Genomic DNA, 16,036 nt, shown 5'->3' on the forward strand with positions numbered 1-16,036 from the left:
CCGGGCTGAATCGCCCGGCGGCCGACACCCCGGTGATCGGGATCGGCGCGATACGCCGGCGGGACTACTCCTCGCCGTCCCCGGCCTTCTTGTCCCCGCTCTTCTTCCCCTCGCCCTTCTTTCCGGCGCTCTCCCCCTCGTCGGTGGTTCCCTCCGCGCCCTCGGCGGGCGTGTCGGTCGAACCGTCGGCGCCGGCGTCCCCGGGGCCGTCCGCGTCGGCGGCCTCGTCGGCACCCTCCGCCAGCAACAGTTCCAGCGGCTCACCCGACAGCCGCTTGAACTTTCGTTGCTGGGGACGGGTGCGGTCCAGGACCGCGACCTCCAACTGATCGGCGGCCAGCTCGCGCTCGGCGCCGTTGGAGTCCCGGGCCAGGGAGCGCACCGCCAGTCGCAGTGCCTCCCCCAGCGTCATGTCGTCCCGGTGGTCGCGGTCGAGCCGGCCGCTGATGCGATCGGCGTCGCCGCCCACCGCCACCGAACCGTGCTCGTCCACGATCGAACCGTCGTGCGGCAGACGGTAGACCTGGTCGTCGGTCGGGGCATCGCCGACCTCCGCGACGATCAACTCGACCTCGTAGGGCTTCTCCCCCACGCTGGAGAAGATGGTGCCCAGGGTCTGGGCGTAGACGTTCGCCAGACCACGGGCGGTGACGTCCTCGCGGTGGTAGGTGTAACCGCGCAGGTCCGCGTAGCGCACCCCGCCGATCCGCAGGTTCTCGAACTCGTTGTACTTGCCCACCGCGGCGAAGGCGATCCGGTCGTAGATCTCGCTGACCTTGTGCAGTGCCCGGGAGGGGTTCTCCGCGACGAAGAGGATGCCGTCGCGGTACTGGAGGACCACGACGCTGCGACCGCGCGCGATGCCCTTGCGGGCATATTCGGCGCGGTCCGCCATGGCCTGCTGGGGGGATACGTAGAACGGCGTCGACACCGGCTGTCCGTCCCTTCCTGTGCTCAGAGAACGGGGGCCTGCGGCCCGTTGGGCAGCTGGAGGCGGCCGTCGAGGACCGCCCGGGCGATTTCGGAGACCTCCGCCTCGGACAGACGGCGGTAGCCGTCCCCGGTGATCACCGAGACGATGGGGAAGATGCGGCGGGTGAGGTCCGGACCACCGGTCGCGGAGTCGTCATCGGCCGCGTCGTAGAGGGCCTGGACCGCGACGGTGGCGGCCCGCTCCTCGTCCATGTCCTCGCGGTACAGCTTCTTCAGTGCCCCCCGGGCGAAGATCGAGCCCGAGCCGACGGCCGAGAAGCCGGGCTCCTCGGAACGACCGCCGGTGATGTCGTAGGAGAAGATCCGCCCCTTCCCCCGCTCGACGTCCCAACCGGCGAAGAGCGGGATGACCGCCAGGCCCTGCATGGCCATGCCGAGGTTGCCGCGGATCATGGCGGAGAGGCGGTTGGCCTTCCCCTCCAGGGAGAGGGTGTCACCCTCCACCTTCTCGAAGTGCTCCAGCTCCAACTGGAAGAGTTTGACCAGCTCGACCGCCAGTCCGGCGGTGCCGGCGATGCCCACGGCCGAGTACTCGTCGGCGGGGAACACCTTCTCGATGTCGCGTTGGGCGATCATGTGGCCCATGGTGGCGCGGCGGTCGCCGGCCAGAACGACCCCGCCCTCGAAGACGAGAGCGACGATCGTCGTGCCGTGCGGCGCCTCCACCGGCCCTTTGACCGGCGGCAGGGGCCGATTGCCCGGCAACTGCTCCGGGGCGTGGTCGGAGAGGAAGTCCAGGAACGAGGAGGAGCCCGGGGTGAGGAAGGCCGTCGGGAGTCGGCCCCCGTCCCGGAAATTGGCTGTCACGAATGTGCCTCCAGTGGTGAAGTCGGCGCGCCGCTCCGTGCCGGGGGCGATCCCGCGACCCCACCGGGGGCCCCGGGCCGGGATCGCGCCCGGCACGGAGCGGCGTACGCCACGGACCCTACCCGCAGCGGGGGCATGATCCACATACGCCGTCGGGAGCGCCGAGGCGCTCCCGACGATCCATGCGGCGGCCCCCGCCGGCGGCTACTCGCCGCCCTTCTGCACGAAGCCGCGGACGAAGTCCTCCGCGTTGGATTCCAGTACCTCGTCGATCTCGTCGAGAACCGAGTCGACGTCGTCGTCGAGAGCCTCCTGGCGCTCCTTGAGCTCCTCGGACGCGCCGGTCTCCGCGCTCTGCTCCTCGACGTCCTCGCTGCTGCGCGACGCCCGCTGCTGGCCGCCGCCGGTGTCCTTGGTCGCCATCTGCCTCACCCCGATCGGTTCGACGTGTCAAGATCAGACCCTACAAGCCGGCGCCGACAACGGCCCGGCTTTTCACCGTCCGGGAGAACGGAGTCCCGGCCTGGAGACGGCCCCGATCGTTTCCCCGATCATTCCCAGCCGGCGGCGAATCAGCCCCCCGACAGGGCACGGACCAGATCACGTGCGGTGGCGCAGCGGTCCAGCAGGTCCGCCACGTGGGCGCGGGTGCCGCGCAGCGGGTCCAGGGTGGGCACCCGCTGGAGGGAGTCACGGCCCGGCAGGTCGAAGATGACCGAGTCCCAGGAGGCCGCCGCCACGTGGTCGGCGTACTGCTCCAGGCACCGGCCGCGGAAGTACGCGCGGGTGTCCTCCGGGGGCGCGGTGCGCGCCCGCAGAACCTCGCCCTCGTCCACCAGTCGGGTGATGCGGCCCCGTTCCACCAGACGGTTGTACAACCCCTTCTCGGGACGGACGTCCGCGTACTGGAGATCCACCAGGTGCAGACGGGCGGCGTCCCAGTCCAGGCCGTCGCGCCGCCGGTACCCCTCCAGCAGTTCCCGCTTGGCCACCCAGTCCAGTTCACCGGACAGGCTCATCGGGTCGGTCTCCAGCCGGGTGAGCACGTCCTCCCAACGGGCGAGCACGTCGATCGTCTGTTCGTCCGCGTCGGAGCCCCAGCGCTCCTCGACGTACTTGCGGGCCAGCTCGAAGTACTCCATCTGGAGTTGCACCGCCGTCAGGGTGCGCCCGCTGCGCAGGGTGACCTGCTCGCGCAGGTCGGGGTCGTGGCTGACCCGGTGCAGGGTGCGCACCGGCTGGTCCACCGCCAGGTCGACGGTGATGAACCCGTCCTCGATCATGGACAGCACCAGGGCGGTGGTACCGAGTTTGAGGTAGGTGGAGATCTCGGAGAGGTTCGCGTCCCCGATGATCACGTGCAGCCGGCGCCACTTCTCTGCGTCGGCGTGCGGCTCGTCGCGGGTGTTGATGATGGGACGCTTGAGGGTGGTCTCCAGACCGACCTCGACCTCGAAGTAGTCGGCGCGCTGGCTGATCTGGAAGCCGTGCTCCCCGCCGTCCTGACCGATGCCGACCCGACCGGCGCCGGTCACCACCTGGCGGGAGACGAAGAACGGTGTCAGGTGCCGCACGATCTCCGAGAAGGGCGTCTCCCGCCGCATCAGGTAGTTCTCGTGGGTGCCGTAGGAGGCGCCCTTGTTGTCGGTGTTGTTCTTGTAGAGCTGGATGGGGTGGGCACCCGGTACCTCGGCGGCCCGGCGGGCGGCCTCGGCCATGACGCGCTCGCCCGCCTTGTCCCACAACACCGCGTCGCGGGGATTGGTGACCTCCGGGGCGCTGTACTCCGGATGGGCGTGGTCCACGTAGAGCCGGGCGCCGTTGGTGAGGATGACGTTGGCCAGCCCGATGTCCTCATCGGTCAGCTGGCTCGCGTCGGCGTTGTCCCGGGCCAGGTCGAAGCCGCGCGCGTCGCGCAGCGGGTTCTCCTCCTCGAAGTCCCAGCGGGCGCGACGGGCCCGGTGCATCGCCGCGGCGTAGGCGTTCACCACCTGCGAGGAGGTGAGCATGGCATTGGCATTGGGGTGACCGGGCACGGAGACGCCGTACTCCGTCTCGATGCCCATCACGCGCCGTACGGTCATGCGGCCCTCCTTGCCCGGCAGCGGGATCCTCGCCGCCCGCCTTCCCCCGCCCGCCCCAGCCTAACGGCCACGGAGCGCGGTGCGGATCTCACTGCGGGTTTCCTGTGATCGATCGGGAAAAACGTCCGGCTGCGGTCCCGTGCGAGCGGGACCGCAGCCGGATGACGACGTATACGGCCGACACGCCGGGACGACCGGCGGCGACCGCCCCGCCCCGTCGGGACCGGGAAGCCCCGGTCCCGACGCGTTCGGCCGTTCGCGGGCGGGCGGGGGTCAGAGGTACTGACCGGTGTTGGCCACCGTGTCGATGGACCGTCCGGTGTCGGCTCCCTGCTTCCCGGTGACCAGCGTCCGGATGAAGACGATGCGCTCGCCCTTCTTACCGGAGATGCGGGCCCAGTCGTCGGGGTTGGTGGTGTTGGGCAGGTCCTCGTTCTCCTTGAACTCGTCCACGCAGGCGGCGATCAGGTGGGAGACCCGCAGACCCTTGCGGTCGTGGTCGAGGAAGTCCTTGATCGCCATCTTCTTCGCCCGGTCCACGATGTTCTGGATCATGGCGCCGGAGTTGAAGTCCTTGAAGTACAGGACCTCCTTGTCACCGTTGGCGTAGGTGACCTCCAGGAAGCGGTTCTCCTCGGACTCGGTGTACATCTTCTCGACCACGGTCTGGATCATGGCGTCGATCGCGGCCTCGCGGCTGCCCCGGTGCTCGTCCAGGTCGTCCGTGTGGATCGGCAGTCGGGGGGTGAGGTACTTCGAGAAGATGTCCCGGGCGGCCTCCGCGTCCGGGCGCTCGATCTTGATCTTCACGTCCAGCCGGCCGGGTCGCAGGATCGCCGGGTCGATCATGTCCTCACGGTTGGAGGCACCGATGACGATGACGTTCTCCAGCCCCTCCACACCGTCGATCTCGGAGAGCAGCTGCGGGACGATGGTGTTCTCCACGTCCGAGCTGACCCCGGAACCGCGGGTGCGGAAGAGGGAGTCCATCTCGTCGAAGAAGACGATGACGGGCGTACCCTCGCTCGCCTTCTCCCGGGCCCGCTGGAAGACCAGCCGGATGTGCCGCTCGGTCTCGCCGACGTACTTGTTGAGCAGCTCGGGACCCTTGATGTTGAGAAAGAAGCTCTTGCCCACGGGTTTGCCGGTGACCTCCGCGACCTTCTTGGCCAGCGAGTTGGCGACCGCCTTGGCGATGAGCGTTTTGCCACAACCGGGCGGACCGTAGAGCAGGACACCCTTGGGTGGACGCAGTTCGTGCTCGCGGAAGAGGTCCGGATGCAGGTAGGGCAGCTCGACGGCGTCCCGGATCAGCTCGATCTGGCCCCCGAGGCCGCCGATCCGGGTGTAGTCGATGTCCGGGACCTCCTCGAGCACCAGCTCCTCGACCTCGGCCTTCGGGATGACCTCGAAGACGTAGCCGGAACGGGGCTCGAGCAGCAGGGCGTCGCCGGCGCGGATCGTGGCGGAGATCAGCGGCTCGGCGAGCCGCACCACCTTCTCCTCGTCGGTGTGCCCGACCACCAGGGCCCGCTCACCGTCCTCCAGGACCTCCTTGAGGGTGACGATCTCGCCGGCGCGCTCGAACTCCATGGCCTCGACCACATTGAGCGCCTCGTTGAGCATCACCTCCTGGCCACGGCGCAGTTCGTCGAGCTCGATGCCCGGGCTGACGTTCACCCGGAGCTTGCGGCCCCCGGTGAAGATGTCGGCGGTGCCGTCCTCGTTCGCGGTCAGGAAGACCCCGAATCCCGCGGGGGGCTGCGCCAGCCGGTCGACCTCCTCCTTGAGGGCGACGATCTGGTCACGGGCCTCCCGAAGGGTGGCCGCCAGTCGTTCGTTCTGGGCGGTGACCCCGGCCAGGCTCGTCTGCAGCTCGACGATGCGTTCCTCTAGCACCCGGGTGTGTCTCGGGGAATCCGCCAGCTTGCGGCGCAGGAGGGCGAGCTCCTGTTCCAGGTCGGCGGCCTGCCGGATCGGGTCATCCGATCCTCGACCGGGCCGGATACCGCGGTTGGTGTCGTCGTCATGGGATGCCACGGTCCTCACCTCCTCCAAGGGGAGCTGGACGCTTCCAGACCCTACCTGGACCGGCGTCGATCGAAACCCCTGATCGTCGAGACGATCGGGGCGTGTCCGATCTTCACCCGTGCGCGCTCCCTCATGCGAGGGGATACCCGGGACGGGGCCGCTCCACCCCGGCGCGTCGGTCGGGGCGTGCGCCCCGGGGTCGGGCCACGGCCGGAGCCGGGGTCCGGTGGGGCGGCCCGCGGGAGGGCTCCGGCACCGGGCCGACGCCGGGACGTGCGGTGGAACCCTCCTCCGACCGGTCGGAGCGACCGGTTCCGGGAGCGGCGCACGGCGGCCGCGACCGTCCTCCCATCCGTCGTTTCACCGACCGGGCCGCGCCGTCGGGCGACCGATCCCGGCCGGGGCGTGCGACGGGACGCCGGGCGGGGAAGCGCCCCGCCCGGACCGACGCTCCCCGGACCGGCGGCGGTATCGTCGGAGGCCGGACCCGGGTGCCGCGAATCGACCGGGACGGAACCGGGAAGCGGAACCGGGACGGGTCCGTGAACGACACCGGGAATCACACCGGGGACCGCACCGGAAGGGGACGGGTCACATGACCGCGCAGCAGAAGACCGTCGGACGCGCCGAGGGGACGACCGACCCGCTGGAGGTCTGGATCGACCAGGACCTGTGCACCGGGGACGGCATCTGCGTCCAGTACGCACCCGAGGTCTTCGAACTGGACATCGACGGACTGGCATACGTGAAGCCGCCGGCCCCGCCGGGTGAGGAGGTCGATCTGCTGACCGAACCGGGGGCGACCGCCCCGGTCCCGCTGCCGCTGTTGAACGACGTGGTGGCCTCCGCCCGCGAGTGCCCCGGTGAGTGCATCCACGTGCGCCGGATGACGGACGGTACCGAGGTGTACGGCCCGGGGGCCGACGCCGCCTGATCGCTCCCCGGCTCCCGCCGACCCACCGGCCCGCCTCCCCGGGACGGTACCCGTCGGGGAGGCCGGCGGCCGGCGCGGTATCGGCGGTGTACCCGGGGCGTTTCCGACCGGTTCCGCCGGATCGGAGGGCCCGCGCCGCCCGGCCCGTGGTCGCCGGGTTTTCCCCACCTTTCCGCCCGCCCCCTCCACCGGTGTCGGTGCGCGGAGCGGCCGAACGAACCCGTCCGGGGCGCGCGAACCGTCGCGGGGGCGGGGGCGAGCGGACGGGTCAGATCGCCACGGAGGCCAGCGGGGCCCGCTGCTCGCGGACCAGTTCGCCGCCGCGCCAGCTCCACGCGGCCTCTCCCCGGAGATCGGGCTCACTGCGCGGCACGTCGGGGCCGGAGTAGCCCAGCAGCCGCACCACCAGGCCGTCGCCTTCGGCGACGACCTCGTCGACGATCATGCCGTCGGCCGGATCGACCAGTGTCTCCGCGACGCGCGGTTCGCCGGTGCCACCGCCCGTCAGCAGGTAGACCCCTCCGGGCGGGGTGCCGCCCGCGGCGTCGCAGCGGACGGCTGCGATGGTCTCGACGCGTCCGTCTCCGTCCAGATCCACCGCGATGCGGTGGGTGATCGCCACCCCGTGGGGGCCGCAGTCCACCGGATACTCGGCGGCCCCGGGGTCGGGCCCCTCCCCCGCCGCCGGACTCGCGCCGGCGGCCGGGGGCCGTGCCACGGCGAACGCGCCGACCACCGCGGTCAGCAGAACGGCCGTCAGGGCCCAGTGGACGGTGCGGGAACGGGTGTGCGGGAGGGCGGCGCCGGCCGGAAGCTGCACGCGGGGCTCCAGGGGGTTCGGGATCGCCGGGACGGCCGGCCGCCCCGGAGGGAACGGGCGACGAGGCGCGGCGGGCGGGAAACGGGGAAACCGTGCCGGCATCGTGCCACATCGCGTCCCGCCGCGGAACGGCCGGGTCGGTCACCGTGCCGCGGGAGGTCTCACGGGGTCACCCCGCGTCGCCGGTGCCCCTGTCCGTCGAGTCGTTCACCGATTCGTTCACCGAGCCGTTCGCGGCGCCCCCGGTCGGGCCGGCGGGCTTCCCCGCGTTCGCCTCCCGGTCCCGGCCGGCCGACTTCCCGCCGGGTCCGGTGTAGTCCTCGCCGTAGGCGCCGGGCGCCGGACGGCGGCGCCGGCGCGGCGGGGTGACGCCGTCGGCGAGCCGTCGGGCGGTCAGCAGGAAGCCGGTGTGCCCGATCATCCGGTGGTCGGGGCGCACCGCCAGACCCTCCACGTGCCAGGTGCGGACCATCGTTTCCCAGGCGGTGGGCTCGTTGAAGGAACCGTGCTCACGGATGGTCTCCACGGTGCGGGCCAGCTGGGTGGTGGTCGCGACGTAGGCGCAGACGATGCCTCCGGGCACCAGGGCCTTGGAGACCGGGTCCAGGCACTCCCAGGGGGCGAGCATGTCCAGGATGACCCGGTCCACCTCGGTGTCCTCCAGACGGTCCTGGAGGTCGCCGACGGTCAGCCGCCAGGCGGGGTGCGGGCCGCCGAAGTAGCGCTCCACGTTGCCCCGGGCGATCTCGGCGAAGTCCGCCCGTCGTTCGTAGGAGTGCAACATGCCCCCGTCGCCGACGGCGCGCAGCAGGAAGGTGCTCAGGGATCCCGAGCCCACCCCCGCCTCGACCACCCGGGCACCGGGAAAGATGTCGGCCATGGCGAGGATCTGCCCCGCGTCCTTGGGGTAGACCACCGCGGCCCCCCGCGGCATGGACAGGACGTAGTCGGGGAGCAGGGGACGCAGCGCCAGGTACTCGACGCTTCCGGTGGTGCGGACGACGGTTCCCTCGGGGGCGCCGATCAGCTCGTCGTGGGGGAAGGCTCCCTTGTGGGTGTGGAAGCTCTTCCCCGCCTCGAGCGTGAAGGTGTGGTGGCGGCCCTTGGGGTCCGTGAGCTGGACCTGGTCCCCGGCCTGGAAGGGCCCGCGTCGGCGGGCGGCACCGGTCGGTTCGGACATGGTCGCCACCCTAGACCAGCGATGACCCGCCGCCCCAATCGAGGCGGGCGGCACCGACCGGTCCGGGTATCGGCACCGTCCCGGGGCGGTGGTGATCCGCCGCCCGGAGGAGACGGGTGACCCCGTTCCCACCGGTCGCCGAGCGGCCCGGTGCTCCTCCGACGCCGGGCCGCTCAGCGGCCGCGCCGGGTCATCGCGGAGACGAAGGCGTGTTCGACGTCGGCGGTGGAGAGCACCCCGTAGATCTCCCCGGTGGACTCGACCACCAGGTACTCGGTGGCGGGCACCGCCCGCAGGTGGTCCAGGAGTTCCTCGCCGCCGAGCTCGGCGGGCACCCGCATCCCCTCGGTCAGTTCGCGGGCGAGGGTGCCGATCGGCACCCAGGGGCGCCGATGCTCCGGTACCTCGGCGATGCCGGCCTCGCGCACCAGGGCGCTGGGGGTGCCGTCCGCCTCGACGATCACCAGCGCCCGGGCACCGGCGTCGTTGGCCCGGCGCAGCGCCTCCGACAGCGGGATGTCGGACGGGGCGGGAACCGCGCGGCGGGTGAGGGCCCGCGCGGAGAGCCCCGGCAGGTGCTCGCGCAGCCGCGCCATCCGCAGACCGTTCCCGGCGCCGGTCCAGATGATGGCGGCCAGGACGGCGGCGAGCAGACCGTCCATGATCGAGTCCACGCCGGCCACGGACTCCCGCTCGGCCAGCCCACCGGCGTGGGTGGCCAGCGGGAAGCCCACCAGGACCAGGATCGCCAGCACCCGGCCGCTCCAGGCGGCGGCGACGGTGCCGGTCATCGGTCGACCACTGAGCTTCCACACCACGGCGCGCAGCATCCGACCGCCGTCCAGCGGCAACCCGGGCAGCAGGTTGAATACGGCGACGATGAGGTTGGAGAGCATCAGGGCCGCCAGCAACACGCCGGGCACGGTGCCGGCCTCGACCACCAACAGGCCGAGTGCGAAGACCCCCGCGAGCACCAGGGACAGCAGCGGGCCGACGAAGGCCAGCCAGAACTCCCTGCCGGGGGTGGGGGATTCGCGCTCGATCTCGGAGACGCCGCCGAAGAACTGCAGACGAATGCGGCGGACCGGCAGCCCGAAGCGCAACGCCGCGAAGGTGTGGGCGAGTTCGTGGATCAGCACCGAGCCGTAGAAGGCCACCGCGAAGAAGAGCGACAGCAGGTAGCGTACGGCTCCCAATTCGGGGAACAAACGTTCCAGTTGGCTGCCGAAGAACCAGGTGATGAGCGCGGCGACGAGGAACCAACTGAACCCCACGTAGATGGGCACCCCGCGCACCCGTCCCATGAGGATGCCCTGCCGGCCCTCCTCGGGACGCCGCGCGCCCGAGCCGCCGGATGCGGGCTGCTCCGTGTCTGTCACCGGTTCCCCTCGTCGAAGTCCCGCCCACCCGGGACGGGCGGGACGGTGCGGACGGCCGGGCCGCCTCCCCCGATGGTATTCCGCGGTGGGACGGGGGTGTGTCGGCGGCGGGCCGTAGGGTTTCCTCATGACCCGTTCCCGCCCCGCTCCCCCGCAGTCGCTCTCGCCCTCCCGGGCGGCGGACTTCATGCGCTGCCCGTTGCTGTACCGCTTCCGGGTGATCGACCGGTTGCCGGAGCGACCGAGCGCGGCGGCTACCCGGGGGACGGTGGTGCACTCCGTCCTGGAGCGCGTCTTCGACGCGCCCGCGGGCGAGCGCAGCGTGGGGCGGGCCCGGGCGATGGTGGTGGGCGAGTGGGAGAAGCTGCTGGCGGCCCGCCCCGAGTTGGCCGGCCTCTTCGACGAGGATGCCGAGGGCCCGGCCGACGACCGGGCGGCGGACGACGGGAGCGGGGACGACGGGGAGCGCGCCGAGGCCCGTCGGGCCCGGTTGGCGGAGTGGCTGACCGGTGCGGAGGAGTTGGTCGAACGGTGGTTCTCGCTGGAGGATCCCGCCCGGCTGGAACCGGCCGAGCGGGAGGTCTTCGTCGAGACCCGCCTGGAGTCGGGGCTGCGGGTCCGGGGCGTGATCGACCGGGTGGACGTGGCACCCACCGGCGAGGTCCGGGTGGTGGACTACAAGACCGGCCGGGCGCCCCGCCCCGAGTACTCCGGCGAGGCGTTGTTCCAGATGCGGTTCTACGCGCTGGTGCTGTGGCGGCTGCGCGGGGTGATCCCCAAACGGCTCCAGTTGGTCTACCTGGGCAGCGGCGAGGTGCGGTGGCACGACCCCGTGGAGGAGGAGCTGCTGGGCGTGGAGCGCAAGCTGATGGCACTGTGGGAGGCCATCCGGCAGGCGACCGAGACCGGTGACTGGCGTCCCCGGCGGGGCCCGCTGTGCTCGTGGTGCGACCACCGGGAACGTTGTCCGGAATTCGGCGGTACCCCGCCGCCCTACCCCCTGCTCGTGCAGCAGAAGTTGCCGGGCGCGGAGCTTCCGCCCGGGACCGCCCCGGTGCCCGGCGCCGGGGCGGAGGAGGCGCCGACCGGGGAGGGCGCCGCCGGCCGGACGCGGGAGGCGGAGGGCTGACCCCGGCGGACGTCCCGGTGCGGCGACCCGACGGTCACCGCGCGCTCCCGTTCCATCGACCCCGGCCGCCGGGGCGGGGCTCGGGGGCCGTCCCGCCGGTCGCGCCGGACGGGGCCGGCGGCAGGGGGTGGGACCACAGCCCGCGCAGGAACCCCACGTCCACCCCGCGCAGGCTGTCCACAACCGTCCGACCCGGCGCCGGCTCCAGGGCCGTGATCGAGGGCACCGCGAGCACCCGGCAGCCGGCCGCCTCGGCCGAGGCGACCCCGGTGGCGGTGTCCTCCACCGCCACGCAGGCGGCCGGGTCGGCTCCCAGACCGATCGCGGCCGTCAGGTAGGGGTCGGGATGGGGCTTGGTGCGGGTCAGGTCGTCACCCGCGATCGTGAGCGCGAAGTACTCGGCCCCGATGGCCCGCAGCATGCGGTCCACGACCTCGCGGTGGGAGGCGGAGACCAGGGCGGCCGGAACCCGGTGGCGCGAGAGGTCGGCCAGCAGTTCGGCCGCGCCCGGCATCAGGGTGACACCCAGGTCCAGACGGGCGAGGAAGGCCGCGTTGAGACGTTCCGCCAACTCCTCGTAGGCGATGTCGGCGCCGGTCACCTCGATCAGGTAGTTGGCGCTGCGGGTCATCGGGCCGCCGACCACGACCCTGCGGTCCTTCTCGCGCAGGGTGTGGCCCAGTTCGGCGAAGACGCGGACCTCCGCGTCCCACCAGAAGTCCTCGGTGTCCACGAGGGTTCCGTCCATGTCGAGGAGGACGGCGTGCGGCGCGGGCGCGGCGGAGCGGTGGGCCCCGCCGCCCGCGGGAAGGACGGTGGTCATCCGCGGCTACCTCCGAAGGGACATCGAGGCCGGTGGTCGGCCCCCGCGCGGGGGCCGACCACCGGCCCTTCCGGACCGTTCAGTGTACGGCCCGCCCGCCGGGCGCGCTTCCGGCGCACCCGGACCGACCGGGGGCGCGTCACGGTGTGTCGGGGCGCGTTCACCGGGGGTCGGCGCTCCTCCCGGCCCGGGGCCGGGGTCAGCGGGCGTTGAAGTAGTTGGCCTCGGGGTGGTGCAGGACGATGGCGTCGGTGGACTGTTCGGGGTGCAGCTGGAACTCCTCCGACAGCACCACCCCGATGCGCTCGGGACGCAGGAGTTCGGCCACCTTGGCGCGGTCCTCCAGGTTCGGGCAGGCGGGGTAGCCCAGCGAGTAGCGACATCCCCGGTACTCGGTGCGGAACATACCGGCCAGCTCGCCCGGGTCGGCGTCCGCGATGCCCAGCTCGGCGCGGACCCGGGCGTGCCAGTACTCGGCCAGGGCCTCGGCCAGCTGCACGGACAGGCCGTGCAGTTCGAGGTAGTCGCGGTAGGAGTCGGCGGCGAAGAGCTCGGCGGTGGCCTCGCCGATCCGCGAGCCGACGGTGACCACCTGCAGGGCCACGACGTCCGTCTCACCGGATTCGGCGGGTCGGAAGAAGTCCGCGAGGCACAGCCGTCGCCCCCGGCTCTGGCGGGGGAAGGCGAAGCGGGTGCGCTCGGCGCCGTCCTCGCCGAGGATCACCAGGTCGTCGCCCTCGGCCCGGCAGGGGAAGTAGCCGTGGACGACGGCCGCCTCCAACAGGTTGTCGGTGTGCAGCCGGTCCAGCCAGCCGCGCAGGCGGGGGCGGCCCTCGGTCTCGAGGAGTTCGGCGTAGTCGGGGCCTTCGCCGTCCCGGCTGCCCCGCAGCCCCCACTGCCCCTTGAACAGGGCGTCCTCGTCCAGCCAGTCGGCGTACTCCTTGAGCTGGATGCCCTTGACGACCCGGGTGCCGAGGAACGGCGGGGCGGGGACGGGCACGTCGGTGGCCACCGAGGAGCGGGCCGGGACCGGTGCCGCGGCGGCGTCGGCGGGTTCGGGGGTGGCGGGGCGGGGCGCGACCCTCCGCCGCTTGAGCTCGGGCAGCGTCGCGCCGGGCACCCCGCGCTTGACACCGATCAGGGCGTCCATCAGGCGCAGTCCCTCGAAGGCGTCCCGGGCGTAGCGGACCTCCCCCTCGTAGATCCCGTGCAGATCCTGCTCGACGTAGGCGCGGGTCAGGGCGGCGCCACCGAGGATGACGGGGTAGTCGGCGGCCATGCCCCGCTTGTTCAGCTCCTCCAGGTTCTCCTTCATGATCACCGTGGACTTCACCAGCAGCCCGGACATGCCGATGACGTCCGCGCGGTGCTCCGCGGCGGCCTCCAGGATCGCGGAGACCGGCTGCTTGATGCCGAGGTTGACGACCGTGTAGCCGTTGTTGGACAGGATGATGTCGACCAGGTTCTTGCCGATGTCGTGCACGTCACCGCGCACGGTGGCCAGCACGATGGTGCCCTTGCCGGAGTTTCCGTCGGCGTCCTCGACCTTCTCCATGTGGGGCTCGAGGTGGGCGACGGCGATCTTCATCACCTCGGCCGACTGGAGCACGAACGGCAACTGCATCCGGCCGGCGCCGAACAGTTCGCCGACGGTCTTCATGCCGGCCAGCAGGGTCTGGTTGACGATCTCCAGGGCGGGGCGTTCACCCAGCGCCTCATCCAGGTCGGCCTCCAGGCCGTTGCGCTCGCCGTCCACGATCCGGCGGCGCAGCCGCTCCTCCAGCGGCAGCGCGGCGAGCTCCTCGGCCCGACCGGCCTTCATCGCCTTGCTGTCCACGCCATCGAACAGCTCCAGCAACCGGGCCAGCGGGTCGTAGCCCTCGGCTCGGCGGTCGTAGATCAGGTCCAGGGCCACCCGGACGTGCTCGGGGTCCAGGCGGGCGATGGGCAGGATCTTCGCGGCGTGCACGATCGCCGAGTCCAGGCCGGCCCTCACGCACTCGTCGAGGAAGACGGAGTTGAGCACGGTGCGGGCGGCGGGATTGAGCCCGAAGGAGATGTTGGACAGCCCCAGGGTGGTCTGGACCTCGGGGTGCCGGCGCTTGAGTTCGCGGATGGCCTCGATGGTGGCCGCGCCGTCCCCGCGGGACTCCTCCTGACCGGTGCAGATGGTGAAGGCCAGGCAGTCGATGATGATGTCGGACTCGAGGATGCCCCGGGTGCCGGTCAGCTCGGCGATGAGGCGTTCGGCGATGGCGATTTTCTTCTCGACGGTGCGCGCCTGGCCCTCCTCGTCGATGGTCAGGGCCATCAGGGCGGCCCCGTGCTCGGCGGCCAATCGGGTGACGCGGGCGAAGCGGGAGTCGGGGCCGTCGCCGTCCTCGAAGTTCACCGAGTTGATCACGGCGCGGCCGCCCAGGCGTTCCAGGCCGGCGAGCAGGACCTCGGGTTCGGTGGAGTCCAGCACGATCGGCAGCGTGGAGGAGGTGGCCAGCCGACCGGCGATCTCGGACATGTCGGCGGCCCCGTCGCGGCCGACGTAGTCCACGCACAGGTCGAGCAGGTGGGCACCCTCGCGGATCTGGTCGCGGGCGATCTCCACACAGTCGTCCCAGCGGCCCTCGAGCATGGCCTCGCGGAACTTCTTGGAGCCGTTGGCGTTGGTCCGCTCACCGATGGCCAGGTAGGAGGTGTCCTGCCGGAAGGGCACCGTCTGGTAGAGCGAGGAGGCCCCGGGCTCGGGGCGGGGGTCGCGGGGGGCCGGGGCCAGCCCGCGCACCCGTTCGACTACCCGCCGCAGGTGTTCGGGGGTGGTGCCGCAGCAACCGCCGATCAGGGAGAGACCGAACTCCCGGACGAACGACTCGTGGGCGTCGGCCAGCTCCGCCGGGGACAGCGGGTAGTGGCTGCCGTCGGCGCCGAGCACGGGCAGGCCGGCGTTGGGCATGCAGGACAGCGGCACCCGGGCGTGCCGGGAGAGGTGGCGCAGGTGCTCGCTCATCTCGGCCGGGCCGGTGGCGCAGTTCAGGCCGATCATGTCGATGCCCAGCGGCTCCAGGGCGGTGAGCGCGGCGCCGATCTCCGAACCCAGCAACATGGTGCCGGTGGTCTCGACGGTGACCTGCACGATCAGCGGCAGGTCCAGGCCGGACTCCTCCAGGGCGCGGCGGGAGCCGACCACCGCGGCCTTGGTCTGCAACAGGTCCTGGCTGGTCTCCACCAGCAGGGCGTCCGCGCCGCCCCCGATCAGCCCGGCGGCGTTCTCCCGGTAGGCGTCGCGCAGCACCGCGTAGGTGGTGTGGCCCAGCGTGGGCAGTTTGGTTCCGGGCCCGATCGAGCCCAGGACCCAGCGGGGCCGTCCGTCGCGCGCGGTGTACGCGTCGGCGGCCTCGCGGGCCACCCGGGCGCCCGCGGCGGACAGCTCGACGATGCGGTGGGGGATGTCGTACTCGCCCAACGCCGCGTGGTTGGCGCCGAAGGTGTTGGTCTCCACGCAGTCCACGCCGACCTCGAAGTAGGCCTCGTGGACCGAGCGGACGATGTCGGGGCGGGTGACGTTGAGGACCTCGTTGCAGCCCTCCAACTGCTGGAAGTCCTCCATCGAGGGCTCGGCGGCCTGGAGCATGGTCCCCATGCCGCCGTCGGCGACGACGACGCGTTCGGCGAGCGCGGCCCGCAGGGCGGCTGCGCGTTCGGCGGGGCCGGTGGGGGCGGCGGGCGGGACGGACGAAGCCATGGGTGGTCTCCCGAGGGTGCGACGGCTGTCGGCTTTGCGTCCCGTCGGGACGCACCCGCTCAGGGTATCCGCGTCGGCCCCGAACGGGCAGGGGCGTCCGCCGGCCGGACGTGTCGCCCC

At 72.1% G+C, this 16,036-nt stretch carries 12 protein-coding genes; 2 read left to right on the forward strand and 10 right to left on the reverse strand.

Annotated features, from left to right (window positions below; translation table 11 throughout):
- Positions 1-64: 64 nt before the first annotated feature.
- The 5 genes from prcA to arc all read right to left on the reverse strand — a co-directional run bounded on the left by prcA (position 65) and on the right by arc (position 5,924).
- Positions 65-931: a proteasome subunit alpha gene (gene prcA / locus LZF96_RS24660; protein WP_233876777.1), complete on the reverse strand. Its 867-nt coding sequence runs from the start codon at positions 929-931 to the stop codon at positions 65-67.
- A 23-nt stretch (positions 932-954) separates the two neighbouring features.
- On the reverse strand, positions 955-1,800 hold the full coding sequence (gene prcB, locus LZF96_RS24665) for a proteasome subunit beta (RefSeq protein WP_233876779.1): 846 nt from the start codon (positions 1,798-1,800) through the stop codon (positions 955-957).
- 204 nt (positions 1,801-2,004) lie between these two features.
- Positions 2,005-2,223, reverse strand: a complete 219-nt coding sequence (locus LZF96_RS24670) for a ubiquitin-like protein Pup (protein WP_233876781.1) — start codon at positions 2,221-2,223, stop codon at positions 2,005-2,007.
- A 149-nt stretch (positions 2,224-2,372) separates the two neighbouring features.
- Entirely contained in the window at positions 2,373-3,884 is a 1,512-nt protein-coding gene (gene dop, locus LZF96_RS24675) for a depupylase/deamidase Dop (RefSeq protein ID WP_233876783.1), read from the reverse strand.
- 273 nt (positions 3,885-4,157) lie between these two features.
- Positions 4,158-5,924, reverse strand: a complete 1,767-nt coding sequence (gene arc, locus LZF96_RS24680; protein ID WP_233876785.1) for a proteasome ATPase — start codon at positions 5,922-5,924, stop codon at positions 4,158-4,160.
- A gap of 586 nt (positions 5,925-6,510) precedes the next feature.
- Here arc and LZF96_RS24685 point away from each other — a divergent pair.
- Complete coding sequence (locus LZF96_RS24685) at positions 6,511-6,849, forward strand: ferredoxin (protein WP_233876787.1); 339 nt, start codon at positions 6,511-6,513, stop codon at positions 6,847-6,849.
- A gap of 268 nt (positions 6,850-7,117) precedes the next feature.
- On the opposite strand, the gene LZF96_RS24690 is transcribed toward LZF96_RS24685, so the two are convergent.
- The 3 genes from LZF96_RS24690 to LZF96_RS24700 all read right to left on the reverse strand — a co-directional run bounded on the left by LZF96_RS24690 (position 7,118) and on the right by LZF96_RS24700 (position 10,228).
- A complete protein-coding gene (locus LZF96_RS24690; protein WP_233876789.1) occupies positions 7,118-7,669 on the reverse strand; it encodes a hypothetical protein in 552 nt (183 codons plus the stop codon).
- Between the two features lie 169 nt (positions 7,670-7,838).
- Positions 7,839-8,849, reverse strand: a complete 1,011-nt coding sequence (locus tag LZF96_RS24695) for a tRNA (adenine-N1)-methyltransferase (protein ID WP_233876791.1) — start codon at positions 8,847-8,849, stop codon at positions 7,839-7,841.
- 173 nt (positions 8,850-9,022) lie between these two features.
- Complete coding sequence (locus tag LZF96_RS24700) at positions 9,023-10,228, reverse strand: site-2 protease family protein (protein ID WP_374203327.1); 1,206 nt, start codon at positions 10,226-10,228, stop codon at positions 9,023-9,025.
- A gap of 127 nt (positions 10,229-10,355) precedes the next feature.
- Here LZF96_RS24700 and LZF96_RS24705 point away from each other — a divergent pair, with 127 nt between their 5' ends.
- Positions 10,356-11,357: a PD-(D/E)XK nuclease family protein gene (locus LZF96_RS24705; protein ID WP_233876796.1), complete on the forward strand. Its 1,002-nt coding sequence runs from the start codon at positions 10,356-10,358 to the stop codon at positions 11,355-11,357.
- A 34-nt stretch (positions 11,358-11,391) separates the two neighbouring features.
- On the opposite strand, the gene LZF96_RS24710 is transcribed toward LZF96_RS24705, so the two are convergent.
- Both LZF96_RS24710 and metH read right to left on the reverse strand, forming a co-directional pair.
- A complete protein-coding gene (locus LZF96_RS24710; RefSeq protein WP_233876798.1) occupies positions 11,392-12,180 on the reverse strand; it encodes an HAD family phosphatase in 789 nt (262 codons plus the stop codon).
- A 199-nt stretch (positions 12,181-12,379) separates the two neighbouring features.
- Positions 12,380-15,916: a methionine synthase gene (gene metH, locus LZF96_RS24715; RefSeq protein WP_233876800.1), complete on the reverse strand. Its 3,537-nt coding sequence runs from the start codon at positions 15,914-15,916 to the stop codon at positions 12,380-12,382.
- Positions 15,917-16,036 lie beyond the last annotated feature (120 nt).

This window comes from Streptomyces sp. ST2-7A, assembly GCF_021390475.1.
Classification (GTDB): domain Bacteria; phylum Actinomycetota; class Actinomycetes; order Streptomycetales; family Streptomycetaceae; genus Streptomyces.